This window comes from Algoriphagus sp., assembly GCF_013373065.1.
In the GTDB taxonomy this organism is placed as follows: Bacteria; Bacteroidota; Bacteroidia; order Cytophagales; family Cyclobacteriaceae; genus Algoriphagus.
Window position 1 is genome coordinate 76,602 of sequence record NZ_JABXIN010000005.1, and the last position, 23,081, is coordinate 99,682.

Genomic DNA, 23,081 nt, shown 5'->3' on the forward strand with positions numbered 1-23,081 from the left:
CATGGCTGAACCACTCGCTTCTACCTTGACAAAGACTCTGAAAATCGCCCTTATTGGCAATCCGAACGTTGGAAAAACGACTATTTTCAACTCCCTGACCGGATTGAATCAAAAAATCGGGAATTATCCTGGGGTCACAGTAGATAAGAAAAAAGGAGTGATGGTTTATCAGGGTGCTTCCTATGAAATAATCGATCTTCCCGGTACCTATTCCCTATATCCAAATTCAGAAGATGAGGTCATCGTTCATAGGGTATTAAACCAATTAAGCGAAATCGAAAAGCCTGATTTTGTCTTGATGGTAATTGATTCGGTTCAGCTTTCAAGAGGTTTATTTTTAGCCACCCAATTAATCGATTTGGGCTTGAACCTCGCAGTGGTTTTGAACATGTCTGATTTGGCAGAGAAAAGCCAGTTAGAAATCAAAACCTTTGAATTATTCAAAAAAATTGGAGTTCCTATACTTCAAACAGACGCAAGGCACCAAAAAGGGATTGAACAGATCCGAGAGTTGATTCATCAACAGAATTTCTCAAATCCAGGCCCATTTATTGACACCGGAGAGTTTTTAGATGTAAGCGAGCTTAACGATGTCCGAGAATTTTTCAAAATCGATAACGATTACCGGGCCTACCAGATACTTCGCTTTGGATTAAAGGACAAAGGGATTTCTGAAAACAAAAGATCTTGGATTCAAAACAAGCTTAAAGCCATAAAAATCGATCTTGAGGCGGCACAGCTGGAAGAAACGAAAATTCGATATCGGAAAATCAGCGAAATCATTCAGCAGGTTTTATCAAAAAAAAGCAAGGTTGAAAAAGAGGAATCTAAATTAGACAAGGTTCTTCTTCATCCATTTTTTGGCTATGCAATATTCATCGGAATCCTTCTTTTGATTTTCCAGGCAATCTTTGCCTGGGCATCTGTTCCCATGGATCTGATCGATGGGTTTTTCGCCAATATAAGTTCCTGGTTAACAGATGCTCTACCTGAAGGACCTCTAGCTGACTTATTGGCTGAGGGTGTTATTCCTGGGATTGGAGGCGTGGTGATTTTTATTCCTCAGATCGCTTTGCTTTTTGGGTTTCTCGCCATTCTGGAGGACACGGGCTACATGTCCAGGGTAGTTTTTCTGATGGACCGGTGGATGAGGCCATTTGGTCTACATGGAAAAAGTATAGTGCCCTTAGTTTCTGGGGTTGCATGCGCGATTCCTGGTGTGATGGCCGCTCGAAACATCGGAAACTGGAAAGAAAAAATTATCACCATCATGGTAACCCCATTGATGAGTTGCTCGGCAAGATTACCTGTTTACATCATCCTGATTGGCTTGGTAGTTCCTGATGAATTCCTATTTGGTTTTATCAATCTTCAGGCCTTGGCCCTCTTGGGTTTGTATTTGCTAGGAATTGTAGGCGTTCTAGTCACGGCTTTTGTTTTAAAATCAATATTAAAAACCGAAGAAAAATCATTCTTAATGGTAGAACTTCCTACTTACCGTACGCCAAGATGGAAAGATGTTCTGTTGACGATGTATAACAAATCCTTGACTTTCATCACTGAAGCAGGAAAGGTTATTTTAGCCATTTCGGTTATCCTTTGGATTCTTGGTTCCTATGGACCTCCATCAACCATGGATTCCATCCGTCAAGAGCGGGATCTAAAGATTGCTAATGCAAGCAGTCAAGAAGAAATCGAGACCATAGAAACTGAAGCCTCCTCTGCCCTATTAGAAAATTCCTTTATAGGAATCATGGGTAGAGCAATAGAACCGGCTATTCGTCCCCTAGGATACGATTGGAAAATTGGAATTGCTTTGATAACATCCTTTGCCGCGAGAGAAGTATTTGTCTCTACTATGGCTACCATCTACAGTATAGGAGGTGATCCGGAGGATGATGCAACTATTCGCGAAACTTTAAATAGACAGATCAACCCGAATACAGGTGATAAGGTATTCAACAAAGCGACAGCCTTTTCCTTGATGGTGTTTTATGTTTTCGCGATGCAATGTATGAGTACCTTGGCGGTGGTTTATCGAGAAACGAAGGGTTGGAAATGGCCAATTATTCAAACTGTGTACATGACCTCCTTGGCTTATATTGCAGCCCTCATCACTTACCAAATCTTCTCTTGATATGTGGCAAGAAATCATCATAGCGCTAATTGGACTTGGAGCATTGGTTTATTTATGGAAGCATTTTTTCGGAAAACCAAGCAAAAAGCCGGGCTGTGAAAAGTGCGCAGGTTATTGAACTTTCACATTTCATGAGCTTTTCCTGATTTTTTGATATTTTCAGCCCATGGGCAAAGTAGCCAATCAAAGCTTTCAAACAGCAATTTTTTCCTACCTAGGAGTGGTCGTTGGCTATATAAATGTCCTTTGGCTCTATCCCTATGCATTAGAAGCAGCCCAATTAGGCACCTTTCGGACCATTCAAGATTTAGCTTTACTGATTGTACCTTTTGCTCAGTTGGGCTTGGGGCATGGAATTACCCGATATTTCCCAAAGTTGGAAAAAGGACAAACAGCGTTTTTAAGTTTCAGTCTGTTGCTGTCCATGTTCGGCTTTCTTATAGTTGCCACCATTTTTTGGGTATTTCAAAATCAAATTATCTCCCTTTTCGCTTCCAATTCCCCAGAAGTTATTCGGTATTTATGGATCGTTTTATTTATTACTTTTTTGGCATTGGCTAATTCGATTTTGGATGCCTATAGTCGTTCCTTTTTAAAAGTTTCCATTCCAACCTTCTTTCGAGAGGTATTCTTAAGACTACTCACTGGACTTTGGATTTTAACCTTTCTAATGAATTGGATCAATTTTGATCAAATGATGGCCGGCTTAATTGGAGTCTATGCACTTCCTCTTCTCGGCATGCTCATTTATTTGTCCTGGTTGAAAGTCATCAATATTGACTTTTCTTGGAACCAATTCCCCGCTGGCTTCCGAGGTGCATTTATTCGGTTTAGCTTGATTACATTTTTAGCAACAGCGGCTTCTACCCTGATAATGAAAATTGATTCCATAATGGTCAGTTCCATGATTAGTTTGGAAGCCAATGCCATTTACACCATTGCTTTCAGCATGGCTTTGGTAATTGAAATGCCACGCAGAGCCATCTCGCAGGTCATTATGCCCGTCATCGCAAAGCAATTTGCAGACAATAAACTGGATGAAATCAATCAACTCTATAAGCAAGTATCCAAGCGACAATTATACCTCTGCCTATTACTTTTTCTGGGGATTTGGATCAATATTGATTCCATTTATTATTTGATTCCAAACCGTGCGATCTATGAAAGTGGGAAATGGGTAGTTTTTTGGATTGGCTTAGGTAAAGTAATTGACGCTGGATTTTCTGCTAACTCGGAGATTCTCGTTTTTTCTAAGTATTACAAGTTCAATCTCACTGCGACAGTTATTATGAGTGCAATGATCATTTTTTTGAATTACCTCTTAATCCCTGTATTTGGAATTGAAGGTGCTGCCATCGCATCGGCATTGGTCATGCTTGCCTTTAATTTGACCAAGTATGGTTATCTAAAAATGAAGCTTGGATTTTCTCCATTTAGCCTAGAAAGTCTAAAAATCATCGTCCTAGGGATAGCGACTTTGTTTATGTTGAATTTTGTTCCAGAATGCGAAGCCCCCTTTATTGATCTTTTCTTGAAAAGCAGCTTGATTATAGTTATTTATTTGGGTGCAGCACTGATAGGATTTTCTGGAAAAGAGGAACTCCAATGGCTAGTTAAAAAAGTAAAAAAGCCTGGATCTTAGAGTGTTACAAACCTCCATATAGACAAGATTTGAGCTGCCTGAAGTCCGCAAACTTCCACTGTTATCCTGCCCGAAGGACGAGGCCCCGATAGATATCAGGGTGAGGCCTGTTTTTGGAAAGGGCTTCACTCGGTATTGTAATTAAATTGTGAAGTTTGAACATGTCAGCGATCCAGGCTTGTGCAAATATACGGATAATACAGCAAGAGGTTGAAAATCGATGCCTCTAATTCTTTTCAAAAAATATAAGGTCTGAATACACAACAAAACAAAAAGTCCCAAGAACCCGTAAATCATAGCATTTATTCTGTAATGAAGAGGTTATGAGGGATTAATTCTGAATAATCATTTAAAATATTGGAATTTTCAATATTTTATTTCAAAATTTAACCTAGCTCTTCCAATATAAACTTAACTTTGCATTCTAAAATTTTAGAAACCCATGTACTTGATTAAGAAAATGATTGTTTGTCTTGACCAAAGTCCTTTGGACAAGACCTTAATTGAATTTGCCAGGTTTGTTGCTTCAGTTAATCATAGCAAAAAGATTTTTTTTGTAAATGTTATTAAAAACCTATCTGTTCCGAAAGAAGTCCTTGAAGAGTTCCCAAATTTGATCGAAAACATGGTTTCTGAGCGGCAGGATGCCATGAAAAAAGCCGTAGCGGAAGTTTTTGGAAATCAGAAAGACGTCTCACTTAATTACATTGTCAAGGAAGGGAATTTATCCAAAAAAATATTGAAACTCGCCGAGGAGAAATCAGTGGATATGATCCTGATTGGGCGTAAAACAAACCTTCCTGGAACCGGTATTGCTGCCTTGAGACTTGCAAGAAGAGCAAGTTGTTCTTTATTAATAGTCCCGGAAGATTCTGTTCCAAAGGTGAAAAAAATATTGGTTCCTTCTGATTTTTCAGAGTATTCAAAAGATGCCATGGAGGAAGCAATCATGATTGCCGAACGCCACGGAAATGCAGAAATCATCTGTCAAAACGTATACAACGTCCCTTCTGGATATCACTTTACAGGTAAAACCTACGAGGAATTTACCCAAATCATGCAGATGCATGCCGAAATAAATTATAAGAAATTTATCCGGAAGATAGACACCAAGGGAATCAAAATCACTCCTATCTATACACAAGATGACGATGATGATCCTGTACAGGAAATTATTTCCAAAGCGCTTGAGATTGAGGCTGACGGAATCATCATTGGAGCAAAAGGAAGAACGGCTGCAACAGCCTTATTTATTGGAAGTATGGCAGAGCGCTTGATTCAGTTCAACGACAGTCTTCCTTTACTGGTCACTCGACCAAAAGGAAAGAATGCCGGAATTCTGGATTACATTCTTGAAATCTAAAGTCTTTCAGAGCCGAAAGTATCTCCTTGAGTTAAATCCCCCGTATCAAAACCCTTTTTGAACCAACGCATGCGTTGAGCAGATGTCCCATGCGTAAACGAATCTGGGACCACTCCACCTGTGGCCTGCTTTTGAAGTCGGTCATCTCCAATAGCATTCGCTGCATTTAGTGCTTCTTCCAAATCACCAGCTTCCATCATCCCACTGATTTTTTGGGAATGATGCGCCCAAACCCCAGCCAAAAAATCTGCCTGCAACTCTAATCGAACAGAATACTGATTGTACTCTTTGTCTGAAATTTGACCGCGTAAGGACTGAACCTCATCAGTAATCCCCATTAAGTTTTGAATATGATGACCCACCTCATGGGCAATCACATAAGCTTGGGCAAAATCACCCGGTGCATTCAATTTACGCTCCATTTCTTCAAAAAAGCTAAGATCGATATATAGCTTTTCATCCGCAGGACAATAAAAAGGACCAGTCGCCGCACTTGCATTTCCGCATGCTGAGGAAACCGCACCAGAAAAAAGAACCAAGGTCGGTTCTCGATAATTTTCCAAAAGCTCGCTCCAAATGAGTTCGGTATCACCCAAAATCACTGCACTAAATTCAGCCAAACGATCTTCCTCCGCAGAAGGTGTATACGCAACTTCTGTGGCAAAACCTTGTCCTCCACTCCCCATGATACTTCCCAAAAATTGGAGAGGGTTGGTGCCTGTGACTAAGGAAAAGACCACCAAAACACCTACAATGATCAATCCTGTTTTAGAAAATAACAACCTTACCAATGATCCAAGGAGTAAAGGATTTAATCCTCCGCCCGATCCGGCTCGCTGGCCTCTACGATCTTCGATATTGCTACTTTTCTTTCTGCCTTGCCACTTCATAATGTTCTATTTTAAAAATAAATGAGCCTAATCGATTGTTTCTAGACAAGATCTACTTTTTATCAACGCTAAAAATAGCCAAATTAGAAGGACTTATTATTCAAAACCCAAAAACCAAACCTATGAAATTCCCGAAAAACCTGCTTCACTATTTGGCAGCCTCTGTTCTTTTCACCTTTACCATTGCGCCTTTATTTGGCCAAGTTGGCGTAGGTGTAAAACCTATTAAAGGTGCAGAACTATTATTAGATGGAAGCAAGGAAATGCTTCTTAAAAATTGGCAATACTGGGAAGGGCCTCGATTTTCTGCCCAAGCTCCTATTAAATGGATGGAAGTGACCGACCCTGTAGATGGTGGCAAGGCAATCAGCAGTAATGACCCAGCAGCTGCTGGCGGAAAATATGGAGCAGCAGACATTGTAACTAAAAATGAATACCGAGATTTCCGGGCTCATGTAGAGTTTTTGGTGAATAATGAAGGAGGAAATAGTGGAGTTTACCTCCAAAACCGCTATGAAATTCAAATTTTGGATGGCGATTATGGACTTCACGGCATGGCTGCAGTCATCAACGAACACCTACCAAAGGAACAAGCCTACAATGGGGTTGGAAAATGGAATGCTTATGACATTCTTTTCAAAGCTGCCCGATTTGAAAATGGAAAGTTGACTGAAAAAGCACGAGTCACCATTTATTTCAATGGAAAAAAAATCCATGAGGATGTAGAAATCCAGCAAGTATGGGGTGGCCCAAATTCTGGAATTGACGGAGGAAATGATGGAGGAAAGGGAATCACAGACCGTCCAGGAGGATTAAAACTTCAAGCCGAAGGGCATGAGGTTTTCTATCGAAACATTTGGATCAAACCCGAGAACCTAGACGGTAAATCGACAGATTTTTAATAAAAAAAGGCTTCCAAAAATGGAAGCCTTCTTTATTTTCCGTGTCAATTAACCTAACTTAAAGCGAATAGGAAGTCGCATTTCTGTTCGAACAGGTTGATCTTCTTTGATTCCAGGAGTCCAGTTTGGAGAAAGCTTTAACACTCGTAAGGCCTCTTCGTCGCAGCCTCCTCCTATTCCTCGAAGTACTTGAGTTTCGGAAATAGATCCATCCTTTTCAATTACAAATTTTAGAACAACTGTCCCCTCAATTTTTTTGCTGCGTGCAGTGGTAGGATACTTCAAGTTAGTGGCTATATGTGTAATCCAACCATCCATGCCTCCAGGAGGTTTTGGTGGAGAATCCAAGGTTTCCATTTCACTAATTGAAACAATAGATTCCTGAGCCAAAACCATCTGCGCCGTTCCTAGGAAAAAAAGTACAAAAGCAATTCCTCCAATTCTATTTATCAAATATTTCATCCTAATGAATTATGGTATTAACTCAGTTTAAATCGAATTGGCAATCGCATACGAGTTCGGACCTCCCGACCTCTTTGCTTTCCAGGCTCCCAATTTGGAGCATTCTGAATCACTCGTAATGCCTCTTCATCACAGCCAGCTCCAATTCCCCGAAGTATTTCCACATCAGAAATTGATCCATCAGTGTTTACCACAAATGCCAAAACCACGGTACCTTCTATCCCCGTTTCTTTTGCTTTTGCAGGATATTTCAAATTATTCATCAAATAGTCACTCCATGCCGACATTCCTCCACTGGGCTTTGGCATATCTTCCACGACATCAAAAATCTCATCTGCCCCTATCTCCACTAATTTACCGTTAACCATACCCTTCAACTCTGTATCACCGTCTTCATTAATAACCTCGACAATATTTTCCGGCTTAATATTTTCTTCATCAGAGATATTTTGATCACAAGCAAAAACCAGCACAAACAAGGCAGCAAGCGGTAAAATCATCAAAAAACGGCTTTTTGCTAAATATTTTGACTTCTCTCGATTCATCATAAGAATTCGTTTTTTGGTTTGAAATTGATTGAAACTATGCGCGAGTTGCCATCCTCTATCTTGAACAATCAAGCGAAGAAGCAACCTAGAATAATCAAAAGAAGAATAAGTGGAAATCACCCCTTGGTCAGCCTGGAATTCATGGACTTCCCGGAGAAATTTCTCAACAAGAATAACCATGGGATTAAACCAAAAAAGCGACTTAAAAACATGGATAAACACTAAATCCCAGGAATGCTTTTTGGCAACATGAACAGACTCATGTAGGAAAATTTGTTGATGATCTGAGTTTTCCGGATCAAACTTGGGGAGTAAAATCACCCCAAAGAAAGAAGCAGGTTCAAACTTTGGATGGATAGCCAATAACTTTCCTTGATACTCAAATTTTTCAGCTAATTGTAGCTGGAAAATCGGTTTAAGCAAGCCAAGGAAAACCCTAATCAAACTGAAGCCCAGACCTAAGAAATAAAGAACCGAAACAACGATTAACCAATTAAACCCTTGGCTGGATGAATCCTCAACCCCTATCTCAAAAGTGGGCAATAAATATTCCTGAATAGCAGCTGTAGAACTTTCTACTTGAAAGGATAAAAAGGGTAAAGTCACCGAAAAAGCCATTAATAACAGGAGGTAAATCCTGTTTTCATCAAAAAACGTAAGCTTTTCCAAGACAAGCTTATAGAATAATAAGCCTATTCCCAGAATTATGCTACCCTCTACCCAAAAATCTATCAGTGCATTCATTTCTTGGGTTTTTTCTCTGCCTCATCAATAAACTTTTGCAAATCCTCAATTTCGTTTGGAGAAATCTCTTTTTCCTTGACCATAAACGAAAGGAAGTTGCTGACCGAACCTTGGAAGAAATTACTTACCATATGATTTATTCTTCCTTTCGAATATTCCTCCTGAGTTATCAAAGGAATATACATATGCGTATTTCCATACACTTTGTGGGTTAAATACCCCTTGCTCTCAAGCAATCTAACCGTTGAGGCTATGGTCGTATATGGAGGCTTGGGCTCTTCCAATTCATTAAGTACATCCCGAATCAAGCCTTGCCCCAAGTTCCAAAGTACACGCATGATTCGCTCCTCTTGTGCTGAAATCTCTTTCATAATTCCAATACTATAATTTATTTTTTATTTAAACAACTATTTTTTCGTAATTCTACGAGAATCACAAACTATCCTCAAGTTATTAAAAATAAGAGGAATGGAAAAAAGTTATTTAAAAACAAGAAAGAGAATCAATCTGAAGGAAGGATATCGATGGTTTCGAACAATACAGGGCCAACCAAAAAATATCCCAAATGTTCTCCTAAACCTTGAACGCGTCGAATATTACTATCAGGATTTTGAGGAGGAGGACTGAAAAGTCCACCATCATTAAACAACAAACCTACTAACTGGCTGAAATATTCATAAGCTCCTTTATTCATCCGAAAGAGTTCCAGTCTTATCCGATCACCTTCTTTAAAAGCATAATTTAATTCCAGCCCTTCTTCAAAAAATTCAACTCCGAACGTATCGTCAAATAGTAGGTAATCATCCCGGTCATTCTTTAAGGTATCATTTTCAATGACCCGAATCCGATAGTAATTGTCTTCTTCAAAAGGAATTTTCCCGTAGGCTTTGATATAATATCCTTCATCCCGAAACAAGCGTTCCTCCTGGAATTCATAAGACAGACTATCCAAAATGGGAGCCTCCAACATCTCGCCATTGCCTGTATAAATATTTCCTTTCCATCGAACTTCAAGTTCATAGGTCTCCCCTATTTGCGCTATTCTTCTTGGATCAACTGGCTTGTAAAAGGAAAGCTGATTAACGAAGGAAAAAGGAATAACCTCTCCTGTCCTTAAATTCCGTATTGAAACTTCAGCATCTGCAATAACTGGAGCATCAGTATTTTCAAAATAGTCTTGGGCAAGGGTAATTTTAACTTCATTAAGTGCAGGAACATTTGTCCATTTTGCTTCAATCATAGGAATTTCACCATCGATCGTAGCCAAAGGAAGATCAACTTCTTCCTGACACCCAAAACATAACACTACAAAAAGCCAAACCAGATACTTTCTCATTAAAATTGAAAATTATAGGTGATCGAAGGAAGAAAAGTAAAGAGGTAAGTCATGATAATTCCCTGTCGAGAAGAGGTAATGGGCTCTCCATCTCCCGGGCTAAAACCAATATCATCATTATAGATTTCCCGAAATTCATAGGCAAAAGGATTTTTCCTTCCATAAAGGTTATAGACACTAAAGTTCCAGCTTCCTCTCCATTTTTTTCCTTTATTGGCATTTTTCCAGGTTATGGAAGCGTCCATCCGATGATAGTCTGGATATCGGTCTTCGTTCCGGAAAGGTGAAAACAAAGGAAGTTGCTGGTTATCGGAAGTATAAGTTCCAATAGGAAAGGTGACAGCTTGCCCTGTGGTATAAACAAAAGTTACCCCTGCAGACCATTTTGGGGAAAATTCATGATTTAAAACCAAGGTGATATCATGAGGCCGATCAAATCTTGGATTATAGGGCTCTCCTAGGCTTATTTCTTCGATTTGTCTCCAGGCTCTTGACCAGGTGTATGCCAACCAACCGGTTGTTTTCCCCATGTTCTTCCTCAACAAAAACTCCACACCGTAACTCCACCCTCTTCCCGACAAAAGCTCCGTTTCTACATTATCGGTAAATAAAACCTGCGCACCATTCCGAAGGTCAATGATTCCCTCGAGTGTCTTATAATATCCTTCGATAGATAATTCCCATTTATTTTCTTGGAAATTCCTAAAGAACCCAAGAGATACTTGATCGCTTCGAATAGGACTGACATAACGATCTGCCAAAATCCAACGATCTATTGGCAAACCTGCTGAACTATTGGATGCGATTTGTACGTATTGAAAATTTCGATTGTAGGCAGATTTGATCGAAAATCGATCATTAATCAAGTATCGAAATGCTAACCGAGGTTCCAATCCCTGATAAAACTGAATGTTTTCAAATCGATCGTAGCGGACAGAATCAATGACTTCTGCATCTGGTCCAGGAATACCCCCTTCATAAATATATTCTACTCCTGACCCTAATTGATTAAACAAACCCCGGCGCAAACCTCCTTCAACGCTAAACTTGGAACTCAATTCCAAACTTGTCCCTACAAATAAATTATTCAATAATCCATTTTTTGGGTTGGTAGAAATAGGTTGGAAAGTATTTCCAGGACTGGGTTCTAATTTAATTGGTGAAAACCGGTAAAACTGAGAATGAAAACCCCAATAGGAAGAAAACTTATCCCCTAACAAAGACCAAGTCCCCTTTAAACCAGATTCAGAAAGGCTATTCCCCCAGATAAACCCACTGTCAGGATCATCAAAATCCAATTGATAATTATATCTGGAATGGTAGGCATCTAAGTCAAAAAAAGCTTGATCTGTGATATTTCTAGACCATTGAACAGCAGTCACCCAGTTGCTCCATCCAAGACCAAATTGATCATCCAAACCCAAAAAATCTCGCCCCTGATAGGTACTAATACTGATTCGATCCCGATCCCCAACCCGAAAAACTACTTTCCCGCTTAAATCATGAAAGTTGAGTTTGTTATTTCTAATTTCCTCATCGGAGGAAAAGCCTAAAAACACATCTGCATAGGTCCTTCTTCCAGAAACAACAAAGGTTGAATTTTCAGAAAAAAGCGGACCATCTATAGTCAAACGAGAAGAGATCGTACCGATCCCACCTTCCCCATGAATTTTTGAATTATTCCCTTCTTTTAGGGAAACATCAATCAAGGAGGACAATCTTCCTCCAAAAGAAGCAGGCATATTTCCCTTATACAACTCAACCTCACTTAATGCATCCGGATTGAAAACGGAAAAGAATCCAAAAAAATGAGAAGGATTGTAAACAGGTGCTCCATCTAGTTGAACTAAATTCTGATCCGCTGAACCCCCTCTTACAAAAAGCCCTGTTGTGCCCTCTCCTGCAGTCTGAACACCAGGAAGAAGTTGGAGACTCCGCAATAAATCCACTTCTCCAAACAAGGCGGGAATGTTTTTGATCGTTTGAATGGGTACACGATTTTTCCCTGTTTCTAAGCTTCTCAAATTTTCATCCGGACGTAATTCTTGAACCAAAACCTCCTCCAAAGACAATTCTTCAGGACTTAAAAAAAAGCGCAATGGCTTCTCTAGATCCTTGGCAGTTATTTCTCGAGTAGAAGTTTCATATCCAATAAAAGAGACGGTCAAAACCGCTGGAAGGCTAGGTGTGGTAATCGAAAACCTTCCCTCCAAATCAGCAACTACACCAGAGCTGAAATCCTCTTCCCAATAAATACTTGCTCCCGGAAGTGGAAGTGAATTTTCCCGATCGAATATGATTCCCTGTAACTGAGGAAGGCCCTGAGCTATTGAAAGACGCGTGAAAAAAAGAAGAAAGAAAACAACAAAAAGGGTTTTAAACCGAAATTTCATGAGTTAAAAGGTGGAAACACTTGTTTCAAGACGTGCGGAGAAAATTAATGTTTGTTAATTTTTATTTTCTGTTCCCATTCTAAACCAACCGTCCATCCTAAAGGTTATTTCCTTCCCAATTATTTTTTAATTTCAGGCCATGATTTGGGCCTATCCAGATTTTCGGTTGATAGTAATTTTAGGAGCTGTTTTCGTACTCCTTTACCTATTCTATATTTCTAGATTTTGGAGAATAAATAGACGCCTAAAGGTTGAAAAAAGGAGATTACTAACCAAGTTATTTCTCCGTAGCCTTTACTTTATCCTTTTCTTAATAGCCTTTGCTGGGCCTTCTATAGGAACTTCTACCAAAGAGGTGAAGGAAGAAGGCAAGGACATTTTTCTTGCAGTGGACCTTTCCCAATCCATGAATGCGACTGATATCGGTCCAAGCAGGCTTCAACGAATCAAATTTGAATTAAAAGAACTAATTAAAAGCTTCCCTTCAGATCGGATAGGTTTGATCATTTTTTCATCAGAAGCCTACATGCAATGCCCCTTGACCTTTGACCAAAATGTATTACAATTATATATTGATGGGTTAAATACGGGCTTGGTCCCAAATGCCGGAACGGATCTTAGCGGACCGCTGCGAATGGCGTTTGACCGATTTTCCAATGACCCTTCACCAGAGGTAAAATCCAAGTCGGTAGTTCTGATTTCCGATGGTGAGGATTTTGGCGAGGATTATGAGTCAGTGATTAGCTCTTTAGCTGATGCAGGTATCAAAGTTTACTCTTTGGGAATTGGTACCGAATCCGGCAGTCCTATTCCGCGAGGAAATGGAGTTGTAATAGACCCAAACACTGGGAAACCTGCTGAAAGTAAATTGGATCGAACCTCCCTTCAGCGAATTGCTGTAGAGACTGGTGGCCAGTATTTTGAAATTTCAGATCAAACCCAAGAAATTTCAAATTTAGTAGCCAATTTGGAACAGCTGAAAGGCGGAACAATTGGAACCCGTCAAGTCGAAACCTCTTCCAATAAATATTTCTATTTTCTGCTGGCAGGCTTAGTACTTTCCATTATCGATATGATTTTACCCATTAAAACCATTAAACTATAGGTATGAATTGGGCAAAACTGGTTATAGGTATTTTATTGCTAATTCCTTCCTCTTGGACTATTAACTCCAAGATGAATGCTGCAATTGATGTGGCAGCAGAAAGTTATGCAAATGGGGAATATGAGCAATCCCTCCAGAATCATCTAGCCCTGCAAGAACAATTTGGTATTCAGTCTTCGGAATTGGATTTTGATTTAGGTCTAAGCTCACAAAATTCTGAAAAATTGGAAGAAGCTAGTGGCTTTTATGACAAAGCGAGTATAAGTCCAGATGCCGTATTGGCATCTTTTGCCTTTAACCAAGGAGGTGTTTTACTTGGCAATAAGAAGGAATACGAAGTGGCTTTGAGTAAATTTAAAACTGCTCTCATTAAAGACCCATTGAATGAGGTAGCTCGACACAATTATGAGCTATTGGCAAGATGGCTGAAGCGGGATGAAGAGCGAAAAAATCAAGAACAGAATCAGCCTGAACCTTCGGAATTCGCAAAACGAAAAAAAGCAGAAGCAGACCGATTGGTTGAACAATTTAGGTTCAAGGATGCGTTAAATTTAATGACGGATGCGCTAGAACAGGATCCTACAGTTGCAGCCTATCAAGAGTTTATTACCCATCTACAAGAAGTTACAGAAATCAATGAAAAATAAGTTCTTTTTATTGCTCCTATTAATTGGCTTCCTGAGTATTCAGGGGAATGCTCAAACTGCCGGAGACTTTTTTAACCGGGCAGCTCGCTCCTATGTCAAAACTGAACGGGAGAATGCCCTTAATACCGTAAATGAAGGTCTCAGCAGATTCCCCAGCGACCCAAAACTGAAGGCTTTAAAGGAAAAGCTGGAGCAAGAGCAAGAAGAAGAACAAAATCAAAATCAGGAACAACAAAACCAACAAAATCAGGAGCAGCAGCAACAAAACCAACAAAGCCAGGGCGAGCAAGGAGAGCAACAGGAAAATCAGGAGCAAGGGGATAAAACCGATCAAGACCAAGCCAAGGAATCACAATCAGGAGATCCACAGGAAAAAAGTCAAGATCCGGCAAGCGAAAACGCGAATGATCAAATGGATGCGAATCTAGCCGATCGGCAAAAAGCATTGGAGGAGTTCAAGGAAAAACTAAAAGCCATGAACCTGACACCCGAGCAAGCAGCTCAAATCCTAGAAAGTATGAATGCTGCTGATTTACGATACATACAGCAAAATCGCAAGAAAGCAACCCAACGGCCCAAGCGGGGAATTCCTGATTGGTAAGTCATTAGATTCTAAAATTTATTTCTCAGATAAACCCAAATACAATGTTTAAAGAAGTTTATATCGTTTCTGCAGTTCGAACACCTCTTGGAAGTTTTGGAGGTAAACTTTCAGGCTTAACTGCCATCGAACTTGGAACAACAGCTATCAAAGGAGCTCTTGAAAAATCCGGCGTTAAGGCTGATGCCGTTCAAGAAGTCTTTATGGGAAATGTGATTTCTGCCAACCTTGGCCAAGCTCCTGCTCGTCAAGCTGCCATTGGTGCGGGAATTGGTTACAATGTGCCTTGCACAACTGTCAATAAAGTTTGTGCTTCCGGAATGAAAGCAATCATGTTTGGAGCACAATCTATTATGCTAGGCATAAATGACGTGGTAGTTACAGGAGGTATGGAAAGCATGTCCAATGTACCTTTTTATGTACCAAAAGCACGTTTTGGATATAAATATGGAAATGCAGAATTAGTAGATGGCTTGGTGAAGGATGGGCTTTTTGAAGTTTACTACAAATTCCCAATGGGAAATTGCGCAGACAATACAGCCAGGGAAATGAACATCAGCCGGGAAGAACAAGATGCCTATGCCATTCAATCCTATCAGCGAGCTGCCGATGCATGGGCAAAAGGATATTTCAAAGATGAGGTAGTTCCTGTAGAATTGAAGGGTAGAAAGGGAGAAACAATTCTGATTGAAGAAGATGAGGAATATAAAAACGTAATGTTTGAAAAAATCCCTTCGCTCCGACCTGTTTTTGAAAAAGATGGAACTGTCACTGCTGCCAATGCATCTACAATGAATGACGGGGCTTCTGCCTTAGTTTTGGTTAGTAAAGAAAAAGCAGATGAATTAGGCTTAAAACCTTTAGCTAAAATTCGTGGATTTGCAGATGCTGCCACAGACCCACTTTGGTTTACCACAGCTCCTGCCCTAGCCATCCCAAAAGCCCTTAAGCATGCAGGTTTAGGAGCTGATGAAGTCGATTTCTACGAAATAAATGAAGCTTTCTCTGCTGTTGCTTTGGCGAATCAAAAAGAATTGAACCTGAACCCAGAAAAACTTAATGTCTACGGTGGAGCTGTTTCACTAGGACATCCATTAGGTGCTTCCGGTGCGAGAATTATCTCCACCTTGAATTCAGTATTGCACCAACAAGCAGGTAATATTGGGGTAGCCGGAATCTGTAATGGAGGAGGTGGAGCCTCTGCCATGGTTATCGAAAAAATGTAAATTAATTTGTAATCCGCGGCAGCGAATCTGTCGCGGATTTTTTTATGAAAAAGCTCTTTTTAAGTCTCTTTTTGTGCCTCAGCCTACATACCGTCTTGGGACAGGAAGCGGTACGCACCTATTATGACGAGCAGAAATTAATGCTCAAAGAGTTTTACTATACTGTAAATGGGAAAGCAGAAGGTCCATTAAAACGATATGATGAAGAAGGTCGGCTCGTATTGATCGGACAATTGAAAAATGATCAACGGGAAGGGTTATTCATTGAACTCAATCCTGAAACTGGAGACACCTTACGTATTATCCCCTATGTCCAAAATAAAAAAGAAGGGTTAGGTAAAAACTTTTACGTCAATGGAGCTATTCATCAAGAATTGACTTACATAGACGACCAAATCCAAGGGAAAGTAACCACCCATTTTGAAAATGGTCAAATCCAAGACGTCACCCAATTCGAATCAGGGTTACCAACGGGAAAAAGCGAACGATTTTTTAAAAATGGACAGGCTGAGCGAATCGCCTTCTATAAGGATGGTCAGCTAAATGGTGAATTGCTTGAATACTATCCCAATGGAAACCTAAAAAGAAAAGCTACCTATGAAAATGGCGATTTAGAAGGCCATGAGATTACCTATTTTGAAAATGGAAAAACCCAATCTGACATAGAATTTAAAAAGGGAGTCTATCATGGAGCTTTTCTAGAATACTTTCCAAATGGAGAAAAAAGAACGGAGGCAATTTATAAAAATGGAATAGAAACGGGGACCACCCGAGAATATTTTGAAAATGGCCAAATCCGTTCAGAAATTAGTTTCAAAAGTGGGATCCCTACAAGCCCTCTTAAAGGTTATCATCAAAACGGGAATATTTCACTCATCCGGGAGTTTGAACCAAAATCAGATTTGGTGTCGAAAGAGACGGTTTACCATCCCAATGGTCAACTCTACATGGAAATAAACTATGAAAATGGCTATGCCGAAGGTGAAGTGAGAGTGTATCGTGAGAATGGAAGTCTAGAGGAAATCCGTTATTTCAAAAACAACCGCCCTACAGGAACATGGCTTTTCTTTGACGAGGAAGGAAATCAGATCCGGTCAGAGTCAAAGGAAAACAAAATCTAGCGAAAGGATTCCTGAACAAATCATCCATCAAAAAGAAAGCTTTTCTATTTTTGTCAAAACAATACGCTCATGAACCAAGCCATCAAGGAAACCCGATTCCAATTTCCCGGACAGATTGACTTTTATAAAGGAAAGGTGCGGGATGTCTATATTTTCGAAAAGGAATTGGTGGTCGTTGCTTCTGATCGGATTTCCGCTTTTGATGTCGTATTACCCCGAGCGATTCCGTTTAAGGGACAAGTTCTCAACCAAATAGCGGCAAAATTCCTAGCATCTACAGCTGATATCGTTCCGAATTGGGTAGCATCAACTCCAGATCCAAATGTAACTATTGGAAAGCGTTGTGAACCATTCAAAGTGGAAATGGTCATCCGTGGTTACCTTTCAGGACATGCTGCAAGGGAATATAAAGCAGGAAAAAGGTTGATTTGTGGAGTTCCCATGCCAGAAGGAATGAGGGAAAACGATCCATTCCCTACCCCAATCATTACCCCTACTACCAAAGCATCTGAAGGACACGATGAAGATATTTCCCGAGAAGATATTCTAAGAAAGGGAATCGTCAGCGAGGAGGATTATGTTGTTTTGGAAAAATACACAAGAGCTTTGTTCCAAAGAGGACAGGAAATGGCCGCTGAAAAAGGATTAATTTTGGTGGATACCAAATATGAATTCGGAAAACAGGATGGAAAAATCTATCTCATCGATGAAATCCATACTCCGGATTCAAGTCGCTACTTCTATGCTGATGGTTACGAAGAAAATCAGCAAAAAGGACTTCCACAGCGACAGCTTTCAAAGGAATTTGTCCGACAATGGTTGATCGAAAATGGATTCCAGGGCAAGGAAGGACAACAAGTTCCTGAAATGACGGATGAAATTGTAGATAGCATTTCTGATCGCTATATTGAGTTGTTTGAAAAAATAACAGGCGAAAAATTCCAAAAAGCTAACACCAACCATATTGAAGAACGAATTGAAAAAGCAATTCTAAACTATTTATCAGAAAACTAAACAGAACTATGAAATGCCCATGAGACTTCTTCTCATTCAGGGTGATGCCCTGATTTAACAGGGTTGGGCATTCCATGCAGCCACTTAAAACAAATATTAAAGAGATGAAATACAGCATTGATAAGAAAGAGCAATATGTAATTTTCACCCCATTGGAAGAGAAATTAGATTCTTCCTTGGCTCCAAAATTGAAATCCGAATTATTGACGGTGCACGCAGAAGGCTACGCCAAACTAGTGTTGGATTTGAGCAATGTAAAATATGTGGATTCTTCTGGATTGAGCGCCCTATTGGTTGGAGACCGTGAGTATGGAAACAATGGTGGCCTTTTTCTGATTTCAGGAGTTCAGGATCACGTCATGAAATTATTAAAGATTTCAATGCTGGATAAAAAGCTTAATCTGGTGGCAGATTTGGAAGAAGCTGGAGAAACTATCTTCATGCACGAAATCGAAAACGGAGAAAGCGAAGAGGAAACGGAAGATTGAGACCTGAATTCGAGGTAACGATATTGGGGAATACTTCTTCTATTCCCGTACACGGCAGAAACCATTCTGCTCAAATTGTCCAAATTGGACAGGAGTTGATACTTATCGACTGCGGAGAAGCAACCCAAATCCAACTTCGGAAATTCAAAATCAAAACCTCCAAACTAGACTACATCTTCATTTCCCATCTCCACGGAGATCATTACTTAGGATTAGTAGGCCTGCTTTCAAGTTTCCATTTAGGAAAACGAAGCAGGCCTTTGACAATTTATGGACCACAAGGTTTGGATGAAATCATCACCACTCACTTTCGCTGGAGCAATACGAGACTTTCTTATCCTATTCATTTTCAGGAAACTAAGGATGATCAGCTAAATTTATTACTGAATCATCCAAAGTTTATGGTTTATAGCTTTCCTCTAAAACATCGGCTTCCTACTACAGGCTTTCTTGTCCGTGAAAAACCAAGGTTGAGGAACTTGATCAAAGCAAAATTAGAGGAGCAAAAATTACCATTAGAAGCTATTCAATCGCTGAGACAGGGAATGGATCACATCGGAGTTGATGGCTCATTTTATGCCGTAAGGGAATATTGCTATCCACCGGATCCCGTCAGAGCGTATGCCTATTGTTCGGACACGATTTATTGGCCGGACTTGAAAGACTATATCCAAGGGGTTGATTTGCTTTATCATGAATCCACCTTTCTTGAACCAGATAAAGAGCGAGCTTCGGTCACATTCCATTCCACAGCTTCTCAAGCGGCAGAAATTGCAAAAATGAGTAAAGTCAAAAAACTCCTTTTAGGACATTTTTCTTCTCGATACAAAGATTTGACAGGGATGAAGAATGAAGCTGAAACCATCTTCCAAGAGGTTGAGTTGAGTGAAGAAGGAAAAACTTACAGCATATGACTCACACCGAATCCGCAAAAAAAACCAATCTATTTATGGTGCTGGGATCGATATTCCTAACCAATGCCATTTTAGCGGAAATCATTGGAGTTAAAATCTTTTCTGCAGAAAAGACCTTCGGCTTTGAGCCGGTAAGTTGGACCTTCTTTGATGAGTATGTGCTGGATTTCAATTTGACGGCCGGTGCAGTTATCTGGCCCATCGTTTTTATAACTACCGATATCATCAATGAATATTTCGGAAAGCAAGGCGTTCGAAAAGTAAGTTTTATTACTGCCGGCTTGATTGCCTATATTTTTGTTGTCATCACAGTAGTCACCAAATTAGTTCCTGCTGATTTCTGGCTGGAAGTTAACGCGATAACACCTTTTGGAGAAGAGTTTGACATCTCCTATGCTTTCAATACCATATTCAGACAAGGCTTAGGAATTATTGTTGGTTCGCTAACCGCCTTTTTATTGGGACAATTGGTGGATGTCTTTGTTTTCCAACGCCTACGCGCGGTTACAGGATCAAAAATGATTTGGCTTCGAGCAACCGGTTCCACCTTGGTTAGTCAGTTTTTTGACTCTTTTGTCGTCTTGGGCATTGCATTTTATTTGTTTGGTAATTGGAGCATCAGTCAGGTAGTTGCGGTTGGAATCATCAATTATGTCTATAAATTCACAGTAGCAATTGTCCTCACCCCACTATTATATGTGGGCCATAGCCTTATTGATCAGTATCTAGGAAAAGAATTAGCTGAAAAAATGATGAAGGAAGCATCCTCAGATCGAACCTTTTTATAGTCCATTATACTTTTTCTTGCCGAATATTTTTCTAAGAATTGCTAAATATTTTTAAGAATATTCTAAATGATTATTCACATCCTTTGTTTTACAAAATAATTATCCATACTTTTGCACCGTCAATTTTGATACAGAAATTTTTTTTCTGAACCGTGATTTCCTTACTGTCGCTTGTCTGGGATCAAGGAACATGGCAGGAAAAAGTAAGGAAACATCATGGAAAACAACACAAAATTCTCAGACCTGGGGATTTCTAAAGAAATCTTACAGGCAGTGGAAGAGATGGGCTATACCCAACCTTCCCCCATTCAAGAACAAGCTATCCCCTACATCCTAGAAGGTCATGACGTAATTGGTCAGGCTCAAACTGGAACAGGAAAAACTGCTGCATTTGCCATTCCAATCATTGATTTGGTAGATCCAGATTTTCACAAGCCTCAGGCAATTATTCTTTGCCCTACCCGAGAGCTTGCTGTTCAAGTTGAAGGGGAATTTCAAAAACTTGCCAAGTATCACCGAAAAATCAGTTCTGTAGCCATTTATGGAGGCGAATCAATTGACAAGCAGATTCGAATCCTCAAGAAAGGTGTACAAATTGTAGTCGGTACTCCAGGCCGTGTTCAAGATCATATTGATCGAGGAACATTGAAATTGGATGATGCAGGAATCATCGTTTTGGACGAGGCAGATGAAATGCTAGATATGGGATTCCGGGACGATATTGAAGCAATCCTTCAGGAAATGCCAGAAGAAAGACAAACCGTCTTCTTCTCTGCAACCATGGCCAAACCTATCATGGATTTGACCAGAAAGTATCAGAACGAGCCACATATCATCAAAATCGCTAAAAAAGAATTGACGGTAGATCGGATAGAGCAAATCTATTATGAGGTAAAACCAACCTTAAAGATGGAATTGATGGTTCGATTGATGACCGTAAATAATTACAACCTATCAGTCGTTTTCTGTAACACCAAGCGAATGACTGACGAGGTGACCGAATCTTTGGGTTCTAGAGGAATCTTAGCCGAAGCCCTACACGGAGACCTTTCGCAAGCTCAACGTGACAAGGTGATGGGCAAATTCCGAAAAGGACTTTGCAATGTCTTGGTAGCAACTGACGTAGCTGCAAGAGGAATTGACGTAGACAATGTAGAGGCTGTCTTCAATTTTGATTTGCCTTTGGATGAAGAATACTATGTTCACCGAATCGGTAGAACAGGTCGTGCTGGAAAATCCGGTGTGGCGATCAACTTTGTGACCGGTCGACGTGACATGCACAAAATCAATGATTTAGAGCGGTTCACGAAAGCGAGTATTTCCCGAATGGACCCTCCTTCCGTGTCTGAACTGATCGAAATGAAAAAGCGACAGTTAGTAAAGGACGTGCATCGTACCCTTGCCAAAGAAGAAGACAATCAAATCTTTGAAGAAACCTTGGGTCAACTATTAACAGAAGGTTTGACTCCTGAGCAAGTTGCACTTGGTCTTATCAAAATGACTATGGGTGAGGCTGTTCAAGAATTAAGAGATCAGGATTTCTCCTTGCCTTCTTACCAAGATCGAAGAAGAGAGCGAGGCGAGCGATCTGAAAGAGGCGGTCGATTCGAAAGAGGAGGAAGAGATGGAGGTCGTGAGCGAAGAGGCGATCGTAGAGAGGGTGGCCGTGAGCGAAGAGGTGGCGGAAGAGCTACCGAAGCCAATATGACACGTCTGTTCCTGAACTTAGGTAAAAAGGATAGAATTCGCCCAAATGATATCGTAGGAGCCATCGCAGGAGAAGCCGGAATCCCCGGAAAGAGCATTGGTGGAATTGATATCTATGAGAATTTCTCTTTTGTGGATGTGCCGAAAAAAGATGCAGATCACGTGATTCGCACCATGAAGCAGAACACCATCAAAGGAAAATCCGTAAACATGGAAATATCAAAAGGTTGATTATAGGTTAAGGTTAATTTGGTTTAAGCACATTTCTTTCGGGAAATGTGCTTTTTTTGTGTAAAAATGGATCTATGCCTCTCTTTTTTCAGGAAAATAGCACCGCTCCTATCATCACTCTAAGTCTCGATGAGTCCAAGCATTTGATTCGGGTATTACGGCACAAAACCGGAGATGAAGTTCAAGTTACCGATGGAGCCGGAAACCTTTTTCATTGCAAAATCAGCATTCCTGATCCCAAAAAAACACAACTGACAGTCGTATCTACAGAAATCATCCCGGAAGAAGATTTTCAAATTCATTTGGCAATTTCCCCAACCAAAAGTCCAGACCGAATAGAGTGGATGGTGGAAAAAATTACTGAAATCGGATTTGATACGCTTTATTTAATGAAAAGCCAGCATTCTGAGCGGACCTTTTTGAAAACAGATCGGCTGGAAAAAAAGATTGTTTCAGCCTGCAAACAGAGCAAGCAATATCGAAAACCTAATATCCAAAGTGATTGGGATTTCAAGGACTTGATTAGCTCCAAAGAATTCGAGGACTTCCAAAAATTCATTGCTTATGTAGACGAGGATCATCAAAATCATCTTTTTGATGTAGCAAAAGCAAAAGGAAAGTACTTGATTCTAATTGGACCAGAAGGAGATTTTGATCCTCAGGAAATCAAAGAAGCCCTAGCAAATGGATTCCTACCTGTTTCATTGGGAAAAAGTCGGCTCCGTACCGAAACTGCGGGATTGGCAGCCGTACAGATGCTACAGATAATCAACAGGTAAGCAATTTTTACCTCCTATTTCACTTGAGGACGTAGCCAATTAA

Annotated in this window: 20 protein-coding genes and 2 pseudogenes; 15 read left to right on the forward strand and 7 right to left on the reverse strand. The window is 40.1% G+C overall.

Annotated elements, in window-relative coordinates:
- Position 1 precedes the first annotated feature (1 nt).
- The 3 genes from feoB (at position 2) to HWE15_RS04755 (ending at position 5,142) form a co-directional block, all read left to right on the forward strand.
- Positions 2 to 2,137, forward strand: coding sequence for a ferrous iron transport protein B (gene feoB / locus HWE15_RS04745; protein WP_290506358.1), 2,136 nt, complete (start codon positions 2 to 4; stop codon positions 2,135 to 2,137).
- Between the two features lie 166 nt (positions 2,138 to 2,303).
- Complete coding sequence (locus tag HWE15_RS04750) at positions 2,304 to 3,779, forward strand: lipopolysaccharide biosynthesis protein (RefSeq protein ID WP_290506359.1); 1,476 nt, start codon at positions 2,304 to 2,306, stop codon at positions 3,777 to 3,779.
- 442 nt (positions 3,780 to 4,221) lie between these two features.
- Positions 4,222 to 5,142: a universal stress protein gene (locus HWE15_RS04755; protein ID WP_290506360.1), complete on the forward strand. Its 921-nt coding sequence runs from the start codon at positions 4,222 to 4,224 to the stop codon at positions 5,140 to 5,142.
- Here the strand turns inward: HWE15_RS04755 and HWE15_RS04760 are convergent.
- Positions 5,139 to 6,032 carry a neutral zinc metallopeptidase gene (locus HWE15_RS04760; protein ID WP_290506361.1) on the reverse strand — a complete coding sequence of 298 codons (894 nt, stop codon included), beginning with the start codon at positions 6,030 to 6,032 and terminating at the stop codon, positions 5,139 to 5,141. The two genes, HWE15_RS04755 and HWE15_RS04760, sit on opposite strands and share 4 nt — an antisense overlap.
- Before the next feature lie 122 nt (positions 6,033 to 6,154).
- Between HWE15_RS04760 and HWE15_RS04765 the strand changes: the two genes are divergently transcribed.
- Positions 6,155 to 6,934: a DUF1080 domain-containing protein gene (locus HWE15_RS04765; RefSeq protein ID WP_290506362.1), complete on the forward strand. Its 780-nt coding sequence runs from the start codon at positions 6,155 to 6,157 to the stop codon at positions 6,932 to 6,934.
- A 48-nt stretch (positions 6,935 to 6,982) separates the two neighbouring features.
- Here HWE15_RS04765 and HWE15_RS04770 read toward each other — a convergent pair whose 3' ends face one another.
- From HWE15_RS04770 to HWE15_RS04795, 6 genes and pseudogenes are all read right to left on the reverse strand, one after another.
- Positions 6,983 to 7,396: an energy transducer TonB gene (locus HWE15_RS04770; RefSeq protein ID WP_290506363.1), complete on the reverse strand. Its 414-nt coding sequence runs from the start codon at positions 7,394 to 7,396 to the stop codon at positions 6,983 to 6,985.
- A 17-nt stretch (positions 7,397 to 7,413) separates the two neighbouring features.
- Positions 7,414 to 7,734: pseudogene (locus HWE15_RS04775) on the reverse strand (energy transducer TonB); the annotation flags it as partial.
- Positions 7,735 to 7,953: 219 nt separating this feature from the next.
- Positions 7,954 to 8,688, reverse strand: a pseudogene (locus HWE15_RS04780) (M56 family metallopeptidase); the annotation flags it as partial.
- Positions 8,685 to 9,059: a BlaI/MecI/CopY family transcriptional regulator gene (locus HWE15_RS04785; protein WP_290506364.1), complete on the reverse strand. Its 375-nt coding sequence runs from the start codon at positions 9,057 to 9,059 to the stop codon at positions 8,685 to 8,687. The gene HWE15_RS04785 and the pseudogene HWE15_RS04780, both read right to left, overlap by 4 nt.
- Before the next feature lie 131 nt (positions 9,060 to 9,190).
- On the reverse strand, positions 9,191 to 10,024 hold the full coding sequence (locus HWE15_RS04790; protein WP_290506365.1) for a DUF4249 family protein: 834 nt from the start codon (positions 10,022 to 10,024) through the stop codon (positions 9,191 to 9,193).
- Positions 10,024 to 12,417 carry a TonB-dependent receptor gene (locus HWE15_RS04795; protein WP_290506366.1) on the reverse strand — a complete coding sequence of 798 codons (2,394 nt, stop codon included), beginning with the start codon at positions 12,415 to 12,417 and terminating at the stop codon, positions 10,024 to 10,026. Before HWE15_RS04795 ends, HWE15_RS04790 begins: the two co-directional genes overlap by 1 nt.
- A 139-nt stretch (positions 12,418 to 12,556) precedes the next feature.
- Here HWE15_RS04795 and HWE15_RS04800 point away from each other — a divergent pair, with 139 nt between their 5' ends.
- The 11 genes from HWE15_RS04800 to HWE15_RS04850 all read left to right on the forward strand — a co-directional run bounded on the left by HWE15_RS04800 (position 12,557) and on the right by HWE15_RS04850 (position 23,038).
- Positions 12,557 to 13,522, forward strand: a complete 966-nt coding sequence (locus tag HWE15_RS04800; protein ID WP_290506367.1) for a VWA domain-containing protein — start codon at positions 12,557 to 12,559, stop codon at positions 13,520 to 13,522.
- Between the two features lie 2 nt (positions 13,523 to 13,524).
- Positions 13,525 to 14,169, forward strand: a complete 645-nt coding sequence (locus HWE15_RS04805; protein WP_290506368.1) for a hypothetical protein — start codon at positions 13,525 to 13,527, stop codon at positions 14,167 to 14,169.
- Positions 14,159 to 14,770, forward strand: coding sequence for a hypothetical protein (locus HWE15_RS04810; protein WP_290506369.1), 612 nt, complete (start codon positions 14,159 to 14,161; stop codon positions 14,768 to 14,770). Before HWE15_RS04805 ends, HWE15_RS04810 begins: the two co-directional genes overlap by 11 nt.
- 44 nt (positions 14,771 to 14,814) lie before the next feature.
- Positions 14,815 to 15,996 carry an acetyl-CoA C-acyltransferase gene (locus HWE15_RS04815; RefSeq protein ID WP_290506370.1) on the forward strand — a complete coding sequence of 394 codons (1,182 nt, stop codon included), beginning with the start codon at positions 14,815 to 14,817 and terminating at the stop codon, positions 15,994 to 15,996.
- Positions 15,997 to 16,040: 44 nt separating this feature from the next.
- The gene (locus HWE15_RS04820; RefSeq protein WP_290506371.1) at positions 16,041 to 17,117 is read left to right on the forward strand and encodes a toxin-antitoxin system YwqK family antitoxin; all 1,077 of its coding nucleotides are present in this window, start codon (positions 16,041 to 16,043) and stop codon (positions 17,115 to 17,117) included.
- Positions 17,118 to 17,186: 69 nt separating this feature from the next.
- Complete coding sequence (locus HWE15_RS04825; RefSeq protein WP_290506372.1) at positions 17,187 to 18,131, forward strand: phosphoribosylaminoimidazolesuccinocarboxamide synthase; 945 nt, start codon at positions 17,187 to 17,189, stop codon at positions 18,129 to 18,131.
- 104 nt (positions 18,132 to 18,235) lie between these two features.
- Positions 18,236 to 18,619, forward strand: a complete 384-nt coding sequence (locus tag HWE15_RS04830; protein ID WP_290506373.1) for an STAS domain-containing protein — start codon at positions 18,236 to 18,238, stop codon at positions 18,617 to 18,619.
- A complete protein-coding gene (locus HWE15_RS04835; protein ID WP_290506374.1) occupies positions 18,616 to 19,533 on the forward strand; it encodes a ribonuclease Z in 918 nt (305 codons plus the stop codon). The genes HWE15_RS04830 and HWE15_RS04835 overlap by 4 nt, the downstream gene beginning before the upstream one ends.
- Positions 19,530 to 20,321, forward strand: a complete 792-nt coding sequence (locus HWE15_RS04840) for a queuosine precursor transporter (protein WP_290506375.1) — start codon at positions 19,530 to 19,532, stop codon at positions 20,319 to 20,321. The genes HWE15_RS04835 and HWE15_RS04840 overlap by 4 nt, the downstream gene beginning before the upstream one ends.
- 216 nt (positions 20,322 to 20,537) lie before the next feature.
- A complete protein-coding gene (locus tag HWE15_RS04845) occupies positions 20,538 to 22,259 on the forward strand; it encodes a DEAD/DEAH box helicase (RefSeq protein ID WP_290506376.1) in 1,722 nt (573 codons plus the stop codon).
- 74 nt (positions 22,260 to 22,333) lie between these two features.
- A complete protein-coding gene (locus HWE15_RS04850) occupies positions 22,334 to 23,038 on the forward strand; it encodes a 16S rRNA (uracil(1498)-N(3))-methyltransferase (protein WP_290506377.1) in 705 nt (234 codons plus the stop codon).
- Positions 23,039 to 23,081: the final 43 nt, after the last annotated feature.

Excerpts from the sequence above, each read along its gene's own strand:
- feoB (WP_290506358.1), top strand. The coding sequence starts at position 2 with ATGGCTGAACCACTCGCTTCTACCTTGACAAAGACTCTGAAAATCGCC.
- HWE15_RS04750 (WP_290506359.1), top strand. The coding sequence starts at position 2,304 with ATGGGCAAAGTAGCCAATCAAAGCTTTCAAACAGCAATTTTTTCCTAC.
- HWE15_RS04755 (WP_290506360.1), top strand. The coding sequence starts at position 4,222 with ATGTACTTGATTAAGAAAATGATTGTTTGTCTTGACCAAAGTCCTTTG.
- HWE15_RS04760 (WP_290506361.1), bottom strand. The coding sequence starts at position 6,032 with ATGAAGTGGCAAGGCAGAAAGAAAAGTAGCAATATCGAAGATCGTAGA.
- HWE15_RS04765 (WP_290506362.1), top strand. The coding sequence starts at position 6,155 with ATGAAATTCCCGAAAAACCTGCTTCACTATTTGGCAGCCTCTGTTCTT.
- HWE15_RS04770 (WP_290506363.1), bottom strand. The coding sequence starts at position 7,396 with ATGAAATATTTGATAAATAGAATTGGAGGAATTGCTTTTGTACTTTTT.
- HWE15_RS04785 (WP_290506364.1), bottom strand. The coding sequence starts at position 9,059 with ATGAAAGAGATTTCAGCACAAGAGGAGCGAATCATGCGTGTACTTTGG.
- HWE15_RS04790 (WP_290506365.1), bottom strand. The coding sequence starts at position 10,024 with ATGAGAAAGTATCTGGTTTGGCTTTTTGTAGTGTTATGTTTTGGGTGT.
- HWE15_RS04795 (WP_290506366.1), bottom strand. The coding sequence starts at position 12,417 with ATGAAATTTCGGTTTAAAACCCTTTTTGTTGTTTTCTTTCTTCTTTTT.
- HWE15_RS04800 (WP_290506367.1), top strand. The coding sequence starts at position 12,557 with ATGATTTGGGCCTATCCAGATTTTCGGTTGATAGTAATTTTAGGAGCT.
- HWE15_RS04805 (WP_290506368.1), top strand. The coding sequence starts at position 13,525 with ATGAATTGGGCAAAACTGGTTATAGGTATTTTATTGCTAATTCCTTCC.
- HWE15_RS04810 (WP_290506369.1), top strand. The coding sequence starts at position 14,159 with ATGAAAAATAAGTTCTTTTTATTGCTCCTATTAATTGGCTTCCTGAGT.
- HWE15_RS04815 (WP_290506370.1), top strand. The coding sequence starts at position 14,815 with ATGTTTAAAGAAGTTTATATCGTTTCTGCAGTTCGAACACCTCTTGGA.
- HWE15_RS04820 (WP_290506371.1), top strand. The coding sequence starts at position 16,041 with ATGAAAAAGCTCTTTTTAAGTCTCTTTTTGTGCCTCAGCCTACATACC.
- HWE15_RS04825 (WP_290506372.1), top strand. The coding sequence starts at position 17,187 with ATGAACCAAGCCATCAAGGAAACCCGATTCCAATTTCCCGGACAGATT.
- HWE15_RS04830 (WP_290506373.1), top strand. The coding sequence starts at position 18,236 with ATGAAATACAGCATTGATAAGAAAGAGCAATATGTAATTTTCACCCCA.
- HWE15_RS04840 (WP_290506375.1), top strand. The coding sequence starts at position 19,530 with ATGACTCACACCGAATCCGCAAAAAAAACCAATCTATTTATGGTGCTG.
- HWE15_RS04845 (WP_290506376.1), top strand. The coding sequence starts at position 20,538 with ATGGAAAACAACACAAAATTCTCAGACCTGGGGATTTCTAAAGAAATC.
- HWE15_RS04850 (WP_290506377.1), top strand. The coding sequence starts at position 22,334 with ATGCCTCTCTTTTTTCAGGAAAATAGCACCGCTCCTATCATCACTCTA.